This is a genomic window from Mycobacteriales bacterium (genome assembly GCA_035504215.1).
Lineage (GTDB): Bacteria > Actinomycetota > Actinomycetes > JAFAQI01 > JAFAQI01 > DATAUK01.
The window spans coordinates 31,986-50,833 of sequence record DATJSI010000028.1 but is presented as its reverse complement, the minus strand read 5'-3'; the positions used below and the strand labels follow the sequence as shown (position 1 = coordinate 50,833).

At 65.6% G+C, this 18,848-nt stretch carries 12 protein-coding genes; 9 read left to right on the top strand and 3 right to left on the bottom strand.

Annotated elements, in window-relative coordinates:
• Positions 1-11: 11 nt before the first annotated feature.
• Entirely contained in the window at positions 12-1,004 is a 993-nt protein-coding gene (locus VME70_02805; GenBank protein ID HTW19124.1) for a glycosyl hydrolase, read from the bottom strand.
• 276 nt (positions 1,005-1,280) lie between these two features.
• Here VME70_02805 and VME70_02800 point away from each other — a divergent pair, with 276 nt between their 5' ends.
• Entirely contained in the window at positions 1,281-2,261 is a 981-nt protein-coding gene (locus tag VME70_02800) for a ribose-phosphate diphosphokinase (GenBank protein ID HTW19123.1), read from the top strand.
• Positions 2,262-2,287: 26 nt separating this feature from the next.
• Here VME70_02800 and VME70_02795 read toward each other — a convergent pair whose 3' ends face one another.
• The gene (locus VME70_02795; protein HTW19122.1) at positions 2,288-3,220 is read right to left on the bottom strand and encodes a glycosyl hydrolase; all 933 of its coding nucleotides are present in this window, start codon (positions 3,218-3,220) and stop codon (positions 2,288-2,290) included.
• A 405-nt stretch (positions 3,221-3,625) separates the two neighbouring features.
• Between VME70_02795 and VME70_02790 the strand changes: the two genes are divergently transcribed.
• From VME70_02790 to VME70_02760, 7 genes are all read left to right on the top strand, one after another.
• Complete coding sequence (locus VME70_02790) at positions 3,626-4,300, top strand: 50S ribosomal protein L25/general stress protein Ctc (protein ID HTW19121.1); 675 nt, start codon at positions 3,626-3,628, stop codon at positions 4,298-4,300.
• Between the two features lie 17 nt (positions 4,301-4,317).
• Positions 4,318-4,893, top strand: a complete 576-nt coding sequence (pth, locus tag VME70_02785; protein ID HTW19120.1) for an aminoacyl-tRNA hydrolase — start codon at positions 4,318-4,320, stop codon at positions 4,891-4,893.
• A 38-nt stretch (positions 4,894-4,931) separates the two neighbouring features.
• Positions 4,932-5,252 (top strand): YbjQ family protein, encoded by a 321-nt coding sequence (locus VME70_02780; GenBank protein HTW19119.1) that lies wholly within the window; start codon positions 4,932-4,934, stop codon positions 5,250-5,252.
• Between the two features lie 140 nt (positions 5,253-5,392).
• Complete coding sequence (locus VME70_02775) at positions 5,393-7,267, top strand: hypothetical protein (GenBank protein HTW19118.1); 1,875 nt, start codon at positions 5,393-5,395, stop codon at positions 7,265-7,267.
• A gap of 326 nt (positions 7,268-7,593) precedes the next feature.
• The gene (locus tag VME70_02770; protein HTW19117.1) at positions 7,594-9,378 is read left to right on the top strand and encodes a hypothetical protein; all 1,785 of its coding nucleotides are present in this window, start codon (positions 7,594-7,596) and stop codon (positions 9,376-9,378) included.
• A 306-nt stretch (positions 9,379-9,684) separates the two neighbouring features.
• The gene (locus tag VME70_02765; protein HTW19116.1) at positions 9,685-14,391 is read left to right on the top strand and encodes a LamG-like jellyroll fold domain-containing protein; all 4,707 of its coding nucleotides are present in this window, start codon (positions 9,685-9,687) and stop codon (positions 14,389-14,391) included.
• A 415-nt stretch (positions 14,392-14,806) separates the two neighbouring features.
• The gene (locus VME70_02760) at positions 14,807-16,588 is read left to right on the top strand and encodes a glycosyl hydrolase (GenBank protein ID HTW19115.1); all 1,782 of its coding nucleotides are present in this window, start codon (positions 14,807-14,809) and stop codon (positions 16,586-16,588) included.
• A gap of 18 nt (positions 16,589-16,606) precedes the next feature.
• Here VME70_02760 and VME70_02755 read toward each other — a convergent pair whose 3' ends face one another.
• Entirely contained in the window at positions 16,607-17,842 is a 1,236-nt protein-coding gene (locus VME70_02755; GenBank protein HTW19114.1) for a hypothetical protein, read from the bottom strand.
• Between the two features lie 51 nt (positions 17,843-17,893).
• Between VME70_02755 and VME70_02750 the strand changes: the two genes are divergently transcribed.
• On the top strand, positions 17,894-18,844 hold the full coding sequence (locus VME70_02750) for a sulfotransferase (GenBank protein ID HTW19113.1): 951 nt from the start codon (positions 17,894-17,896) through the stop codon (positions 18,842-18,844).
• Positions 18,845-18,848 lie beyond the last annotated feature (4 nt).

Here is an 18,848-nt window from a genome sequence, read left to right as displayed (position 1 = left end):
TCCTCCGTGCGTTAGCCGACCACCGCGGAGGACCACCCGGCCACCGTAAACGCCGCCATCTCACCGGGGGCGGCGGTGAGCTCGGTATTGCACCCGTTACTCGAGTCGTCCCACTCCGATAGTGCCTTGATGTTCGGGTAGCTAGTCAATGCGGCTGGGATTCCGTCGAACCAGCTCGCAGCTCCAGTGGGTACCCCGGTCTCCGGCACTGTGCCGTACTCGGGCAGGATGAATGGCTTGTTGCCGTAGCCGTTGGCCTCCAGCCAGTCGTAGCCAGTGGCGATCGTCTGGGCGAACGTGTGCCATGGGGCGCTGTGGCACGTCGCGAAGTTGTATGGGTCATAGCCGATCCAGTCGACGTAGGAGCTGCCTGGGTAGAGCCCGGAGAACAATGAGTCGTGCCCGGCGCCGCCCGTGATCGTCCACACCCAGATGACGTTCGTGACGCCGAGTGACGCGAACTGGCTATGAATGTGTCGGTACATCGCGACGAACTCTGCGGCGGTATTGGTTGATGTGAGATCGCGGTCCATCTCCGACTCGATGCTGAGCATGACCGGCTTACCGAACGACTTGATTCTCTCGGCCTCGGGGTCGATCACCGAAGCGTCGTACTTTCCAGCGGCAACCTGCGACCACTCCAACGTCGCGCCGGTCGTGAAGATCTTAGGCACCCAGTCCTCGAGCAGAACATGTCCGGTTGCGGCCAGTTGCGCCTCGTACTTGTTCGGAAAGACGCCGGGTCCCGTCGTGGAGAAGTCGTGGTAGTGGTAGGTCAGGCTGAACGTTCGCCCCACTTGTGCCTCGAGGTCGGTGACGGCCGTCAGGACCGTCTCGGAGCCCGATTGAGGTTTGTAGGCGCCCCAGAGCACTCCGCAGCTCGGCACCTCCTTCGCCGAAAGTGTGCAGGTGGCCGCGCTGGCCGTCGATGACGGGCCAAAGCCGACGACGCCTAGGGTGAGCAGGGCAAGGGCGCAGGCGAGCCGTGGGATTCGGTGCTTCACAGATGACTTCCCCGTGGTCGGAGGTCACGGCCGCTGGCGGGCCGTCGTCGCCTTCTTCGGCGAGGGTCAATTGGGGAAGGTTGGGCCAACGTATGCGCATGCGCGCCTGCTTTCAATGACCAAACGGTGAACATGTGGCGACCCGGACAGAGTGTCGTGCAGGCGACGTAGCCGGCGGATCATCTCAGATCGACCGGTGTGGCGGAGGCCTCCCACTTGCCCTCGGTAGGCTCGACACCGGGCGCACTCGCCCATGGCGAGTTGGGGAGTGAACGCGTGACGGGCATCAAGACGACCGGCGAGAAGACCCTGCTGCTCTTTTCCGGCCGCGCGCATCCTGCGCTCGCCGATGAGGTTGCGTTCGAGCTCGATCTTGCCGTCAGCCCCACGATGATCCGCGAGTTCGCGAACGGCGAGATCTACGCTCGCCCGCAGGAGTCGGTGCGAGGCTGCGACGCCTTCGTGATCCAGTCATTCGGACCGCCGATCAACAAGTGGATCATGGAACAGCTGATCATGGTGGACGCGCTCAAGCGGGCGTCCGCAAAGCGGATCACCGTCGTGATGCCGTTCTATCCCTACGCACGCCAGGACAAGAAGCACCTTGGCCGCGAACCGATCTCGGCGCGACTGATGGCGGATCTGTTCAAGACTGCCGGGGCCGACCGGTTGATGTCGGTCGATCTGCACACCGCCCAGATCCAGGGCTTTTTCGACGGGCCGGTCGACCATTTGTTCGCGCTGCCGTTGCTGGCCGACTACATCAGCAGCCAGTACGACGTCTCAGCCTTCACTGTGGTATCACCCGACACCGGCCGGGTACGGATGGCCGAGCGGTGGGCGGATCGGCTCGGCGGCCGCCCGGTGGCGTTCATCCACAAGACCCGCGACCCGCTCGTCGCCAACGAGGTCGTTGCGCACAGCGTGGTGGGCGAGGTCAGCGGGCGGCCGTGCCTGCTGATCGACGACATGATCGGGACGGCCGGCACCATCACTAAGGCTGCTGACGCGTTGCTCGACGCCGGTGCTTCCGACGTGATTGTCGCCGCGACCCATGGCGAGTTTTCCGAGCCGGCGATCGACCGGTTGAAGAACAGCCGGATCAGCGAACTCGTGGTGACGAACACCCTGCCTACTTCGGACGAGCAGTACTTCGACCGGCTCACCGTGCTGTCCATCGCGCCGCTCATCGGGCGTGCGATCCGGGAGATCTTCCAGGACGGCTCGGTGACCAGCCTTTTCGACGGCAACGCTTGAGCCAGCAGGCCCGCCAGACACGCGGATCAGCCGGCGCCCAGCACGTACCGCGAGTTCGACGACACCCCGAAGCCGGCCAGCGCCGCGGCTGAGTCGGTGAGCCGGAAGTCGCAGGTCGATGAAGTTGCTGAGCTCCACTGCATGAGCGCCTTGATCCTCGGCAGGTGATGCAGCGCCGTAGCGACGTGGGCATACCACGCGCCCACCTTTGGCCCAATCGCCGAGGCGTACTCGCCCAGCAGCAATGGCTTGTGCCGCATGCCGGTCTGGTGGCGAGTCCACTTGTAGAACGGCGAGAAGGTCTCGTAAGGGCTCCGCCATCCTTCGTTGTGACAGCCTGCGAAGTTGTACGGGTCATAGCCCACCCAGTTCACGTACTTGGGCCCCGGGTAGCTCGCCCTGATGACGGACGCATGCTCCAGGTCACCGGTCGAGACCCACGCCCAGATGACGTTCTTCACGCCGGCCGCCTTCATTACGTCGTGGATATGGCGGTAGGCGGCGACGTACTGCGCGGGCGTGCCGTGGCCAGTCTGGGAAGCGCCGTCGAACTCGGCGGAGAAGTCGATGAACACCTTGTGATGGAAGTGTTTCAACGCCCTCGCCTCAGGGCGGATAACGGACTTGTCCCAGGCACCGCTCGCAATAGAGGCGTAGGAGATCTTGGCTCGGGTGCCGTAATCGACAGCAGCCCAGGCGAACTCCAGTATCTGGTGCCGGCGGTTGGCGTAACTGGCCTCGGCTTTCGTCGGGAACGTGACGCCCGCCTTCCACTGCGAGTAGTTCTTCACCAGGTCGAATCGGCGCCCGATCGGCACCTCGATCTTGCTGTACGGCGCGATCCAGCCGGTGGATGCCGGCTGGGGCGGCAGATAGATACCCCAGAGGACGCCACACTTGGGGACATCGATCGCGTTTCGCTTGCATCTGTTGTGCTTCGCGAGCACCGACTTGGGCACTGCGCCGCCCCGAGATCCCAGATGCGCCGGCGCTCCGGCCGCGCCAAGCGGGGCCAGGCCAACGGTTGTGGCAATGACGGCAGCCATTGCCGTCGCGGCCCAGAACTGTCGAGTGCGGGAACTAGGGCAAGCCGGCATGACGTCCTTTGGTGGGAAGGGGTTGATCTCGGTCACCGATAACTACATCGGCTGGTGCAGCGGTGCACTTTCGAGAACCGGAAGCCAACCTAACCGATGGTCTCGGACTGCCGAGACCGGGCGCACCGGCGGGGCGGGCGGTCGGTTACGGCGAATTGCCGGCCTGCACGCCAAATCTGCGATATGTCCCGAGCCCGCACGCGCGGCGCGGTTCGCCTAGACTCGGTGCTCGCATTCACCACGATCTAGTCGCAGGGAGCAGATGCCGTGCCCGAGGTCCGCATGGCCGCCGAGAACCGAACGGAGTTCGGGAAGGGTGGGGCGCGCCGTACCCGTCGTTCCGGGAGGCTTCCCGCGGTGCTCTACGGCCACGGCACCGATCCCCGGCACCTCTCGCTGCCGACGCGAGAGTTCGAGCACGCACTGCGCTCCGACGGTGCCAACGTACTGTTGGACCTTCAGTTGGCTGAGGGCAGTGAGCTGGCCCTGCCCAAGTCGATCCAGCGCGACCCGGTTCGCGGGAGCATCGAGCACGTCGACTTGATCCTCGTCCGTCGCGGCGAGCGGATCACCGTAGAGGTCGCGATCCAGGTCCGTGGTGACATCGCCGCCGGCGGATTGCTCGAACAGGCGCTCACGACGCTGTCGGTCACCACCGAGGCGACCAACATCCCCCAGAGCGTCGAGGTGTCCGTCGAAGGCATGGAGATCGGTCAGGCCCTGCACGCAGGTGATGTGGCGTTGCCCGAAGGAGTGGAACTGGCCGGTGACGGCGAGCAGGTCGTCCTGCACATCGCGGCCGCACCGACTGCCGAAGAGCTTGAGGCCGAGCTCGACGTCGGAGCCGCCGGGACCGGCGAGGCCGACGAAGCGGCAGAGGCCGGTGCTGAGCGCGCGCCGTCGGACGCCGCGGCTGCCGAGGCCGAGCCAGCCCAGGACTGACACCGCCGGGCGCGAGGGTGACCGAGCAAGCCCCCTGGCTGGTATTCGGCCTTGGGAACCCGGGAGCCGGCTACGCCGGCAATCGGCACAACGTTGGGGCAATGGTCGTGGACGTATTGGCCGACCGCGTCAGTGGAAAGTTCAAACGGCACAAGACCCGCAACGACGTCATTGAGGTGCGCCTGGCCGGGCAGCGGGTCGTTCTGGCCAAGCCACGTACATATATGAACGAGTCCGGAGGCCCGGCGGCAGGGCTGCGCGAGTTCTTCAAGACCCCCCCGGACCGAATCATCGTCGTCCACGACGAGTTGGATTTGGACCTCGGCCGGTTGAGGTTGAAGCTCGGGGGTGGCGACAACGGGCACAACGGGCTGCGGTCCTTGCGACGGTCGCTGGGAACGGGGGAGTTCTATCGCGTGCGGGTGGGCATCGGGCGACCACCGGGCCGCCAGGACCCGGCCGACTTCGTCCTTCGGGATTTCTCCGCCGCCGAGCGCAAAACGCTCGGGACCGAGCTCGACGTGGCGGCAGACGCCGTCGAGGCGCTCCTCCAAGCCGGTCTTGTAACCGCTCAGAACGCCTTCAACGACTGAGCCAGCGGTCCGAGCAGGTTCGGCGGTAGGGTGCGGCCGTGATTGTGGTGACGACCAATGATCTCCCGGGCTGGCAGATCGACGAGGTGCTCGGCGAGGTCTGGGGGCTGACCGTTCGCTCTCGGAACGCCTTCTCGCAGATGGGTGCGGGCCTGAAGTCGATGTTCGGCGGCGAACTCAAAGGGATGACCAGGGCGCTCTACGAAAGCCGCAACGAGGTGATGAACCGGATGTGTGAGGAGGCCGAGCGCCGCGGCGGCAACGCCGTGCTCGCGATGCGGTTCGACACCTCGGAGATGGGCGACGTGTGGACCGAGATCTGCGCCTACGGAACGGCCGTACGAGCGACCAAGCTCTGATCAAATCCGGACAAGTCGTTTTGGCGGTTCCGCCAAATGCCGCATTTGCGGTGCCCCGAAGCCGGTAGACTCTGCTTCTCGCAGCTCGATGGAGGGACGAGCGTCGGCCCGGCTTTGCGCCCACGATGCATGGAGAGCGATTGTCCCAGGACAGCGGATTCGTCCCTGCTGACTCCGTAACGGTTCGTGACCAGGTCGCCGTGCTCGCGCGGCGGTGGCGCATCCTTGCGATTTGTCTTGTGGTCGGTCTCGGCCTCAGCGTGCTGTATGTCAAGACCCGGAACGAGAGTTACGTCTCCAATGCCGAGGTCCGCCTGGTGGCGGTCACGTCAACCCCGTTCACGTCAAACTCGACCCCGATCGGCAACGCGATCGTCATGCCGACCGAACAGCGGGTGGCTACTTCGCTGACGATCGCGAATGGGGCCGCCAAGCTGCTTGGCAACGGCATGACGGGCACGAAGGCGTTGTCACACCTCAGCGTTAGCGTTCCTGCCAGCAGCCAAATCCTGAACTTCGCCTATCGCGGCGCCACTCCCAAGGCGGCGCAAGAAGGCGCCGCGGCGTTCGAACGTGCGTATATGGCGAATCGTCTCGCGACCAATAACTCCGAGATCAGCACATTGCGAAAGCAACTTTCCGCCGAGCGCGGCCGCCTTCAGAAGCAGCGCCAGAAACTGCTCGACAAGCTGGCGAGGGCTACCGGCACCAGCGTCGTCGCGGCGCTCAACAACGAGATCACCTCGCTGACGACTTCTCTCCAGTCGAACAGCGATGCGCTCACGGGGCTCGACACCGTCGATGCGGCCGGCGCCACGCTGACCGAGTCGCCGACGCTGCCGACCCACCCGTCCGGAACGTCGCGGAACATCCTGCTGGCGCTCGGACTTGGTGTCGGTCTCGTGCTCGGCCTCGTCGCTGCCTTCCTCACCGACGCCCTCGACGACCACCTGCACGGCCCTGGTGACCTCGCCGCACTCATCCGCGGTCCGGTGCTCGCGCGGATCCCGTTGCTGCGCAGCTTCTTTCCCTGGCGCCGCTACGACCTCGCGGCAGAAGGCACCTCTCACCCGAAGGTCGCCGAGGCCTATCGCCTGCTCACCAACCGTCTCCTGGTCGCCGCCAGAGAGCAGTCGGTGGGGTCGGTGATGATCGCCAGTGCGGCACAGGGCGAGGGGCGCAGCTCGGTAGCCGCCAATCTCGCGGCCTCGTTCGTTGACCTCGGATGCCGGGTGTGGCTGGTGTCCGGGGATCTCATGCCGCCGCAGGTTCACCGGCTCTTCGCTCCCGGGAGCGCGCCGGAACTCATGAGCATCGTGCCGATTGCCGACCAGGGCCCGCCCGACCCGCAGACGAGTAGCGAGCTAGCGCTGGGCGTCAACGACGAGAGCGGTGGAGGTACGGGTCACCTCACCTTGATGGCGACAAGCGAGCGCGAACTGCCCGTCGGTCGGCTGATGAATCCGCTCAAGCTCATCCGGCAGGTGCGGGACAACCAGAAGGCGGTGGACCTGACCATCATTGATGCGCCGCCGTTGCTCGAGTACGCCGATGCGGTCCCGCTGCTGCCGGCGGTGGACGGCGTAATCGTCGTCGCCGATGCGGGGGCGACCCGTCGCAGCGAGCTGACCGAGTTGGCCGAGCTCCTCGACGGCACGGGAGCCAAGATCATCGGCACTGTGCTAAACCGCGACGGCTCGAGGGTCGTATCGCGCCGGGCTCGACGCGCGCGGCACCGGGTCAGCGGGCATCAGGCTCGGTCCTACGCGCGCCGCACGTCCTGGTCGCGATCCAGCCAGGACGTCGTGCCGAGCCCCGCCAAGCCAGCGTCACCCTCTTCGCCGGCCTCGCACCGCGTGGCTGCCGATCCGACGTTCCGTCCGAACGGGACGCCCGCCGCGGAGCGATCGGGCTTCTCGGCAACTGATCCGGCGAACCCGCTCGAGCCCCCAGTCGCTTTTCTGCGGCATGAACGAACCCCGCCGTCCAGCGACATGGGGTGGCCGGAGGTCTGATCGGGCCGGTTGGACTTCGTAGCGTTGCTGATGGGATTTGTGGTTCGCCTGCGAGCCTCTGGCGAGGTCAGTACCATCGAGACAACGGATCCGGATCGTTACGTGTGGACGGTGGCGACGATCGCGGCCCGGGTGAGCCCAGCCCGAAAGTGAGAGTTCAAGCGTTGGCCAAACGCGCATCGTGCTCGCTTCTCATTGCAGCGTGCATGCTTCTTGTCGTTCCTGCCGTCCAGCTGGTTTCTGTGCCTGCGGCGCACGCCGTTGAGCCAGGAAGCCTGTCCGCGAAAGTGTCGTCGTCCTGGCAATCGAACGCGACGGTATGGAAGATGGCGTACGGGAACGGCGACGTCTGGATGATCGGCGACTTCACCGCCCTGCGTCCGCCGGGCACCGCGTCCGGGACGGATGAAAGGCCGGCGGACTACTTCGCCGCGCTGAAGGCCTCGACCGGGGCGCCAGACCCCGCGATCGATGACACCCATGTCTTCTCCGGTCAGTCATCGGGCCTGCCCCTGACGAACGGCGCCGTTGCGGTCTCGCCGGACGGCAGCACGGTCTATGTCGGCGGCAGCTTCACGTCGGTCGACGGTCAGCCTCGCGACCACCTCGCGGCATTCAGTACTTCGACTGGTGTTCTGCTGCCGTGGAACCCGGATGTCGGCGGCAAGGTCAGCGCAATTGCCGCGCGCGGGGACGTTGTCTACATCGGAGGTTCGTTCGCCAGAGTCGGTGGCGTCGCCGTGGGCTCCAATTTTGCGGCGCTCGACGCGACGAGCGGGGCGCCATTGTCGTGGGGGACCGGTACCCCGCCGAGTTTCGACGACACGGTAGACGCCCTGGCCGTGAACTCCGACGGGTCCCAGGTCGTGGTCGGCGGCTATTTCAGCCACGTTGACGGTTTGGCGCAGTCGCCCGACGGTACGACCATCTACAACAAGGCGGCGATCATCGGCGGGGTCACCTCGACGACGCCGGGTGCGCTTGAGCCCATGCCGGCTGATGCCGCCGCGGTCCCGCCGGGAATCGACACCGATCGCGTCAACGGCTGCTCGTCCGACGTCAAGGACATCGTCCTCGACTCCGGGATTGCGTACTTGGCGGACGAAGGCACTGGGATTGGCTGTTTCGACGGCACGTGGGCGGTTCGCCTGCGCAACGGATCGTTGAAGTGGGTCAACCGCTGCCTCGGAGCGACGCAGGCGATCGAGGTCGTCGGCGACTACCTCTACAAAGGCTCGCACGCGCATGACTGTGCATCGAAGAACACGAACGGCGACCCGGCGAACTTCCCGCAGCTTCCGCACCATGCAGTGCGTCATTTGCTCTCAGAGAGCCTGAGCAACGGCTTCCTCGGGCCATGGTATCCGAACACCAACGCCGGCCCTAACCTCGGCCCGCGTGCAATGGCGACCGATGGCAGCCAGCTCTACGTTGGTGGCGACTTCACAACAGTCAACGGCAAGGCTCAGCAGGGCATCGCGCGATTCACCGACACGAACGACTCGGCCACGCCGAGGCCACTTCCCCCCTCCGTGACGAGCGTGCAAACAGGTGTGGTTGCCGTCACCGCCCTAGCACCGGTCGACCGTGACGATCCTGACCTGGTGATGGAGTTGTTCCGCAAGGGTGGCTCTTCCCCGATCGCGAGCAAGGCAGTCGAGTCGCTTTTCTGGCGGCAGCCGGTCGTCCGATGGACGCTAACCGGCCAATCGCCCGGGTCCAGGCCGATATTCGAGGTCCGCGCAGTCGAGCGCTACGGCTCCTATGCGAGCCCTTTGTCGTCACCCGCGACCGTCAGGGTCGATTGCGGCCGGCCGAGCTTCGTGCGGGCCGGGATCGTCAGCATCGGGGTCGAGCGCGATCGGCACCACAGCCGACACGTCCGCGTTCGCGTGTGTGCGGCCAGAGCCATGCGGATCAGCTTCGACGTGACCCGCGGTCATCACGTGTTGGCCAGGCGGCGCGCCCGAATGGTACGGGCGGGCAACCACACGGTTACGCTGGCGATCAAGCGGCGGGTGTCCAAGGGCCATGCGCGCGCCCGGATCGAGTTCTTTCGGGCGGCGCACCATCGGGTCGTGCACCGGTCGGTCTACCTGCCGAAACGGTGACCTGCGGCGACCCGGATAGGGCTTTGAGGGGCTCGAGCAGAGGCGGTCCCGTTTCACCCGATTGGCTTATTTAGTTTGCCGTACAGCGGTCCTGTCCCTGTGCCATCCTCGATTTCTGATCTTCTCCACACATCACTGACGTCCCCTGTCGTGGGGGTCGGACAAACGACAGAAGGACCTCGGAGGGAAGCCCACATGCGTCGCATCCTCACCCTCATTGCGACTCTTCTCACTTTGACGGCAGTTGCGGTGCCCGCCGTGCAGCTGGCGTCGGTGACCGCGGCAAATGCGGTAGAGCCCGGGAGCATGTCCGCGGAGGTGTCGTCTTCATGGCAGTCGAATGCGACGGTCTGGAAGATGGCCTACGGCAATGGTGACATCTGGATGGTGGGCGACTTCACCTCGCTGCGGCCGCCGGGCGACCCGCTGGGGACGGGCGAGCAGCCGGCGGACTACTTCGCCGCACTGAAGGCTTCGACCGGGGCGCCAGACCCCGCGATCGATGACACCCATATCTTCTCCGGTCAGTCATCGGGCCTGCCCCTGACCAACGGCGCCGTCGCGGTCTCACCGGACGGCAGCACGGTCTATGTCGGCGGCAGCTTCACCACCGTCGACGGCCTGTCGCGCAACCACATCGCGGCATTCAGCACATCCACGGGTGCCCTCCTTTCGTGGAATCCGAATGTCAGTGGCAAGGTGAGCGCGATCGCAACGTTCGGGAACGTCGTGTATGTCGGCGGCTCGTTCGCCAAGGTGGGCAAGACGACGGTGGGGACGAATTTCGCGGCGATCAATGCGACGACCGGTGCCGCTATGTCGTGGGGTACCGGAACGACGCCGAGCTTCGACAACACAGTAGACGCCCTTGCCGTCAGCTCTGACGGTTCACAGGTGGTCGCCGGCGGTTACTTCAGCAACGTGGACGGTTTGTCGCAGAGCGCGGACGGTACGACCGTTTACAACAAGGCCGCCATCATCGGTGGCGTGACGTCCTCGACGCCTGGAGCACTTGAGCCGATGCCGGCCGATGCCGTTGCGGTCCCGCCGGGCACCGACGCCGCACCGGTCAACGGCTGCACTTCCGACGTGAAGTTCGCGACGATCAGCGGCGGAGTCGCCTATATCGCCGATGAAGGTACCGGCGGTGGCTGCTTCGACGGCGTGTGGGCAGTCAACCTCAGTGACGGCTCATTGAAGTGGGTAAACAGGTGCCTCGGTGCCACGCAGGTTCTGGCGGTGATCGGCAACTACGTCTACAAGGGCTCCCACGCGCACGACTGCCAAGAGAACAACACCAACGGGCCGGTGTCGGACGACCCGGCGAACTTTCCTCAGGTCGACACCAACCACGCCCGTCACTTGCTCTCGCTGAACACCAGCAACGGTTTCCTCGGCCCGTGGTACCCCTTCTCCAACGCCGGTCCGAACCTCGGCCCACGGGCGATGGCGACGGATGGGACCCAGCTCTACGTCGGCGGCGACTTCACCACGATGAACTACGTGGGGCAACAGGGTATTGCTCGCTTCACCACGACCAACGACTACCCGACCCCCAAGCCGGCCCAGCCGGTCGCGGTTGCCTCCGGCCCGGGGTCGATCAACGTCTACGCGCAGGCTCCGGTGGACCTCGATGACGTCGACCTGACCATGGAACTGTTCCGCGACGGCGGCACGACTCCGATCGCCAGCCAGAACGTGACGTCGTACTTCTGGCAGCAGCCGGTGGTCGGGTTCACCGATAGCGGCCTTCAGCTTGGTAGCCAACACACGTACAAGGTCGAAGCGGTCGAAACCTACGGTACGGGCAGTAGTCCGATGTCGGTGGCATCCGCTCCGGTCACCGTCTCCAACGGCAGCACCGGGTACGCCGCGACCGTGCTGAGCCAGAATCCAGTCGGGTACTGGCGGTTCGGAGAGTCCGGCGGGACGATCGCCGCCGACTCCTCGCCGAGCCTGAACGGCGGCGTCTACACCGGCGGTGTCACGCTCGGCCAGCCGGGCGGCATCCTCGGCGACTCGAACACGGCGATGACACTCGATGGCTCGACCGGCTACTTCTCGTCCGGCCAGTCGGAGCCGAGCCCGTCGGTCTTCTCCGCAGAAGCGTGGTTCAAGACCACCACGACGTCCGGCGGCAAGATCATCGGCTTCGGCAACAACCAGACCGGTGACAGCAGCAACTACGACAAGCACATCTACATGACCAACAGCGGTCAGCTGATCTTCGGTACCTACAACGGTGGCACCGACATCATCCAGACGACCAAGTCCTACAACGATGGTCAGTGGCACCAGGTGGTCGGCACTCAGGGTCCGTCCGGCATGTCGCTCTACGTGGACGGCGTGAAGGTCGGCAGCAACCCGACCACCACCAACCAGACCTACAACGGGTTCTGGCGCGTGGGTGAGGACAACCTCAACGGGTGGCCGAGCCAGCCGAGCAGCAACTACTTCGGCGGCAGCATCGACGAGGCGTCGGTGTACAACACCGCGTTGACTCCGCAGCAGGTGGCGGCGCAGTACACCGCGGCCGGCTACACGCTGCCGACCCTGCCGGGTTCCAACACGCCGTACGCGAAGACCGTCATCGCCGACGGCCCGTCGCTGTACTGGCGGCTCGATGAGACGTCCGGCAACACGGCGAACGACCTGTCGGGCAACGCGGACAACGGTCTTTACAACACCGGTGACACGCTCGGTGTGCCCGGCGCGATCAACGACGGCAGCTCGCCGGCCGACACCGCGATCTCGACCGACGGCAACGACGACGGTGTGATGGTCTCGACCTCGCAGACGCCGAGCCCGTCGACGTTCAGCATCGAGGCGTGGTTCAAGACCACGAACCCGAACGGCAAGATCATCGGGTTCGGCAACAGCAGCTCACCGACCGGGAGCGGCAACTACGACAAGCACATCTACTTCAACAACGGTGTTCTGAACTTCGGTGTCTGGAACAACGAGGAAGACGTGGTCTCCGCGCCCGCCTCGCCGAATCTTGCCGACGGGCAGTGGCACCATGTCGTGGCGACTCAGGACAGCTCCGGGATGAAGCTGTACGTCGATGGCAACCTGGTGGCGTCGAACGGTGTCACCACGAACCAGTCCTACAACGGGTACTGGCACGTCGGCGGCGACAGCGGCTGGGGCAGCGTCCAGGACTACCAGGGCTCCGTCGACGAGGTGGCGATCTACCCGTACGCCCTGTCGGCCGCTCAGGTCCTGAACGACTACCAGATCGGGACCGGCCAGAGCACCACGCCGACCCCGCCGCCGGCGCCGGGTGCGCCGACCGTCTCGAGCTCGTCGCCCACCACGGCTCACGTGGCGTGGAGCACCGTCGCCGGTGCCAGCTCCTACAAGGTGCTGCGCTCCGTGTCCGGTGCGAACAACTTCGCGTACGTCGCGACGGGTGTCACCGGGACCAGCTTCGACGACAGTGGCCTCACGCCGGGTGGGAGCTACGACTACGAGGTCGTTGCGTCGAACGCGGGCGGCGACAGCCCGCCGTCAGGCCTCACGACGATCACCACGGTGCCGGCCCAGCCGGGCACGCTGACGGCGTCCACCAACGGCACCAGCGAGATCGATCTGAGCTGGGGTGCTGCCACGGGTGCCACGTCGTACGACGTCTGGCGTAGCCCGAGCGGTGCGAACACCTTCACCGACCAGGCGACGGTCAACGGGACGACCTACAGCGACACCGGGCTCAACCCCGGCGACGCGTACGACTACGAGGTCATCCCGTCCGACTCGGCCGGTCCCGGCGCCACGTCCAACATCGCGTCCGCGACCACCCTGCCGGCGAAGGTCACGGGGCTGAACCCGAACGCGGTGTCCAGCACCGAGATCGACCTGACCTGGAACACCGCAACCGGTGCGTCGACCTACGTGGTGCAGCGAGCCCCGCATGGCTCGTCGAACTGGACGACGATCAGTTCGGGTTCGAGCGCGACGTCGTACAACGACACGGGCCTGAACCCGGGCACGACGTACGACTACCAGGTTGCGGCGGTTGACAACGGCGGAACCGGTGCGTTCTCCGACACCCAGTCGGCGACGACCAACCAGGTTCCGCCGGGCCAGGTGACCGGGGTACATGCCAACGCGGTCTCCCCGACCGAGATCGACCTGACCTGGGGCGCGACGCCTGGGGCCACCGCCTACGAGGTGGACCGGTCGACGGTGTCAGGCACCAGTGGGTTCTCGCCGGTGGCTACCGGGCTCAGCTCACCCTCGTACAACGACATCGGGTTGTCGCCGAACACGCCCTACTGGTATCAGGTGATCGCTAGCAACTCCGCGGGCCCAGGCCCGGCGTCGACCGCCGCCTCGGCGACAACGCCGGCACTCAACCCGGCGGTCCTGGCGAACAGCTTCGAGGGCGGCACATCGGGCACGGCGATCACCGCGGCCAACTCCGGCGGAGGATCCGGGAACAAGTTCGACTCGGTGAGCTGCACGGGTGGAACGGCGACCTACAGCACCAACTCGGCGCACGGCACGCTCGCCGCCGCACTTACGCCGGGCACCTCGCCGTGCTACCTCCAGTGGGGGAAGACGTCGATCACCTCGACGTCGACCACGAGCTATGGCCGGTCCTACCTCTACCTGGCCGCGAACCCCGCGGTCACGGAAGAGTTCGCCCACCTCGGTGACTCGTCGTTCAACCGGGATGCGCAGATCAACATTTCGACCGCCGGAAAGATCACGCTGTACGACGCCAATAACACCAAGCAGGCCACGTTCACGCAGTCGCTGCCCCTCAACACCTGGCTGCGAGTGGAGTGGACGCTGGTGAACTCGACGACGTCGGGATCGCTGACGGTGAGCGTCTACTCCGGTGACTCGACCACGCCGATTGAGTCGCACACGGTGAGCGGGATCAACACCGGCACGGCGTTCGGATCGCTCCAGATCGGTCAAGTGCTGTCCTCGTCCACCGCGCCAGGCACCATCCGGCTCGATGACGTTGCGTTCGGCACCACCGGCCCGCTCGGTCCGGGCACGTGAGGAACGTCGCTCGAGCAACGCATTAGGCAGGCACAACGCTTCGCATCTCGGCGCCCCGTCGGATTCATCCGGCGGGGCGCTGGCGTGTGGGCACCGAGAGCGAGCGCCATCTACACCGAGCCTTGTACGGCAATCCTCCTTCACCGCGCCGCAAGCCGGAATGGTGACGAACGAGCAGGAAAGGCGCGCCGGGCGGGTTAGCCTTCTCGGCGTGCTCATCGAGGCGCCTCCACCGCGTGCGCTGCGAGAGCCACCAAAGGATTACTCCGATTGGTCCAAACGGACTAAGGAGAAATGGCCATCGGCCGAGCCGCGGCATCACCCGAATGGGCTCGTCAGTTCGGGCATACGGCGGCCGACTTTGTTGTGTGTCAGGGCTAGTCCCAAGGATGCACCGGAGTCGGAGATGTCGATCGTGTCCGCGCGGAGATACGGCGCGGTAGTAGCCGTCAACGTGTTGATCGGCATGCTGAGCGTGGCGCTGCCGACGTTCACCCACGCGTCCCCGCTGTCGGCCAGCAAGCGCGTGCCGGCCGGTCGGGAGACCGTGACGGTCCGGCGGGTGCTCGAGCACACCCACATCGAGCTCGTCCGAAACGGCGGGTTCGGCGAGGGGCGCAAGCACTGGCACTCGAGCGGTGCCGGGCACGCCAAGCTGAACCTGGTGCACCCCGGATGGCACAGCGGACAGGCCGCGCGCCTCGTCGGCCACAAGCGCGGGCGCACGAACCTGAGCGAGCGACTGAAGATGCAGCGGGCGTTGTTCGGCGACCGCTATCACGCTTCAGTGATGGTCCGGCGCAGCGACCATCGCCGCACCGTCGCGCGCTTGCGCCTCGAGACGACCAAGCATGGCCGGGTGGTTGCGGTCCACAGCCGCGAGCTGACGCTTCGCCACAACGGCTGGCGCAGGATCACCTTGCGTACGCAGAACCGCACGGATGGCTCTCGCCTGGTGGTCCTCGTGACCGGCTCGACCCGGCATCGCAAGGTGCCCGTCGAGGTCGACAACGCCAAGGTTGTCCAGACCGTGACCGTGCGGCGGGTGCGCATCGTCGCGCCGCCGTCGCGCGGCCGGCACCCCTCCGACCCGCAGCCCAGCACGTCGCCGTCCGCGACGCCGACGGTGAGCGCGGACCCGACGCCGACCGCGACGCCGTCGAGCACACCCACGCCGTCAACCACGCCGAGCTCGACCCCGACGCCGACCCCGTCGAGCACCGTGACCGTGCCGCCGGTCGTCTCGCCCACGCCAACGCCGTCGTCCTCCGGCTCTGCCGGCCCGTGCACTGTCTCGGCCTTACTGGTGCCGTCCTGCGGCGTCTGGTGGGGGGTTTACAAACCGCCGGGCACCGGGGAGAACTGGCAGACGACCTTCACCGATCTTGAATCCCAGGTTGGGCGCCCGTTCGACATCATCTATCGCTACCACGACATGTCGAACTCCGGTAGTTCAGGCCAGTTCCCGGACAAGTACGAGCAGGCGTTGGGTCAGAACCATTACCTGATGTTCTCGTGGGCATCGAGGAACTTCTCGACCGGTGCCCAGTTGCTGTGGTCGGACATCGCCGATGGCAAGTACGACGCGACCGTCATCGATCCCGAGGCGGCTCGTCTCAAGGCTTACGGCAAGCCGGTCTTCCTGACCTTCGATCCCGAGATGGACGGCCGGATGGCAGTCGCCGGATCTGCGGCGGACTACGTGGCCGCGTACCGGCACATCCATGACCGCTTTGCCGCCGATGGCGTGACGAACGTGATCTGGGTGTGGACGGTGACCGGCTACAGCGCCCACGACGCGGAGTTCAACTCGCTCTACCCGGGAAACTCCTACGTCGACTGGATCGGCTATGACCCTTACAACTTCGCCTCGTGCCACAACACCGCGTGGAAGTCGTTCAACGACACGATCGACCCCTTCTACCAGTGGCTGGAGAGCAACGGTTACGGGGACAAGCCGTTCATGCTCCCGGAGTACGGCACTGTTGCAGACCCGAGTGATCCTTCGGCGTCGGGTGACTGGTACGCGTCCGTTCCCGCGGCCATGGCATCCCACCCGAATATCAAGGCAGTGATGGAGTGGGACGACACGGCGAGCGGTTGTAGCTCAGAGCTCACTGTCGATCCAGGCACCTTGGCCGGGTTTGCCAGCGCGGGCAAGAGCGCGGTCTTCAACCAGGAGCCAGGCACGGACTGACGATCGCGACGATGAGAGTCACGAGGTCAGCCGAGCTAGCACGGTGAGCGCGTCGGGGTAGAAGCGAGGAGCCCACCCACTCCCCGCTGCCTGCATTGCAAGATAGCGGGCGCAAATCTCGAGGCTGTAGAGGTCGGCGCAGGCCTCAGCCGCCTCACTGGAGCCTTGCAGCTGGCCGACGCCCTTGGTACCGCCGCTGCGCATTCTCCGCAGCGACTCCTCTAAGCTGACCTTCTCAGCGATGAACCCGTGCTGGAAGTGCCAGTGCAGGAGGTCCAAGCCGACCGGCACACCTTCCCGGCTGTGCTCCCAGTCCCACACCACCGTCCGTCCGGAGGCGGTGGCCATGTTCCAGGGAACCCAATCTCCGTGCCAGGTGCCCTCGCGTAGTTCGAGGTGTGGCCAGCGCTCTCCGACTGTCTCGACGGCGCGATGCAACGCATGTCGAAGCGCTGGGTCTAGCCTTGCACCGCCGTCCTGCACCATCGCGGCTATCCGTTGCACGATCGCGCTATCGGGTAAGCGCGCCGTGTTCATCCTCGAGGTACGCGCCACATCCTCGACGATCTCAAGCGAGGGAGCGCGAGAGCCAGCCCAGGCCGTGGCATCCGTCGGCATCGGCGCAGTGACAATAACGTCGAATCCGCCCCACTGACCGCTCCACAGGCAGGCGGGGACGTCGATGGTCGATAGCTTCGGTGCAACGCGTATGACCGCAGCGGCCTCGGCACGGACCTGCTCTCGAGTGCTCTCGTTCCAGGAGAATTTCGCGTAGCCGGCCGGATCGCCCTTCTCGCTGAAGAGCTGGAGCGTCGGTTTTGCGTTCGGAGCCAGTGCGGGTACGGCCAGCGCCGCGACGAGGCGATCGGTACCGAGTCGCTGCGATAACCAGTGAGTGGGAGACACCGCCGGCAGATCCACATCGGAGACGTCGCGCCTCACGAAGATAGTAAGTTGCTGTGACGTGATGGGAATCGCGTGAAGCCGCACGGCTGCAGCCACGCCCAAACGCGTAAACCGAACAGACATCGGTCGAAGCATCCGATAGGCAGTGAGACTTCTCGCCGCAGTTGTACGGCCGGCGGTCAATGGGACGAGAAACTCCGCCTTGTTTGCATACGGAACGATCGCATAGGACTCGATGGCTCGATACCCTGGAGGGCATCGATCACTCAGCGTGACGATGACGTCGTCACTGCCCCACAGATGATCGACCAGTCGCTTGAGTCGGGGTGATAGTGCGCCCAGGCTCATGGTCAGAGGGTACGGGGCAAGAGGCATAGGTTGCGCGAGGAGGCATGATCGTTGGAGAAGGGTCGCGATAGTCAGGGGTCGCTTCGAGTTCTGTATGTCGGCGGCGCGGGGCGCAGCGGCAGCACGCTCGTGGGTCGTGTCTTGGGTGCGATGCCGGGTGCATTCAATGCAGGCGAGTTGATGTTCATCTGGCGCCGTGGCGTGCTTGAGAACCAATTATGCGGCTGCGGAGAGGGATTCCTCGACTGCTCGTTCTGGACCGCGGTGGGCCAGGCCGCCTTCGGGGGTTGGGACGTCGTCGATGCGAACGCAGCCGAAGCCTTGCGCGCGCGGCTCGAGCGGACTCGGCGGATTCCGGCCCTAGCCGTACCGCGCGCCGCAAAACTCACGCGATCTGAGCTCGCGTCCTATTGCGAGCACATCACGCGTCTTTACAGCGCCATCTCGGATGTGAGCGGTGCCGCCGTCATCGTCGATACGTCGAAGGGGCCGCCGCACGCGCTCGTCCTTCGTCAGATGCCGCTCGACCTCCGGATTTGCCTGCTCGTGCGTGACAGCAGGGGAGTGGCCTACTCGTGGACGAGACGTAAGCCGCGCCCGGAGATCCAGCACGAAGAGGCGTACATGGACACCTACTCAAGCGTGCGAAGCACGGTGGAATGGGTGGGCTTCAACTCGATGTTTGAGCTTGGCCGGCTTGTTCGCGTTCCCATCATGAGAATGCGCTACGAGGATTTCGTCAATCAGACCGAAGGAGAACTGAATCGCATCGCCGCCTTCGCCCGGCTCGATGGGGTGCCTGCGGGCCTGGTCAGCGAAGGTGTGGTATCACTCGCGCCCGATCACAGTGTCGCAGGGAATCCGATGCGCTTTACCAGCGGCAGGGTGCCGCTCGCGGTGGACGACGAATGGCGCCGCGCGATGCCGGCGAGCCGTCGCCGACTGGTGTCGGTGCTCACCGGGCCGTGGTTGTGGCGGTACGGCTATCTGCGACGCACCTGAATGG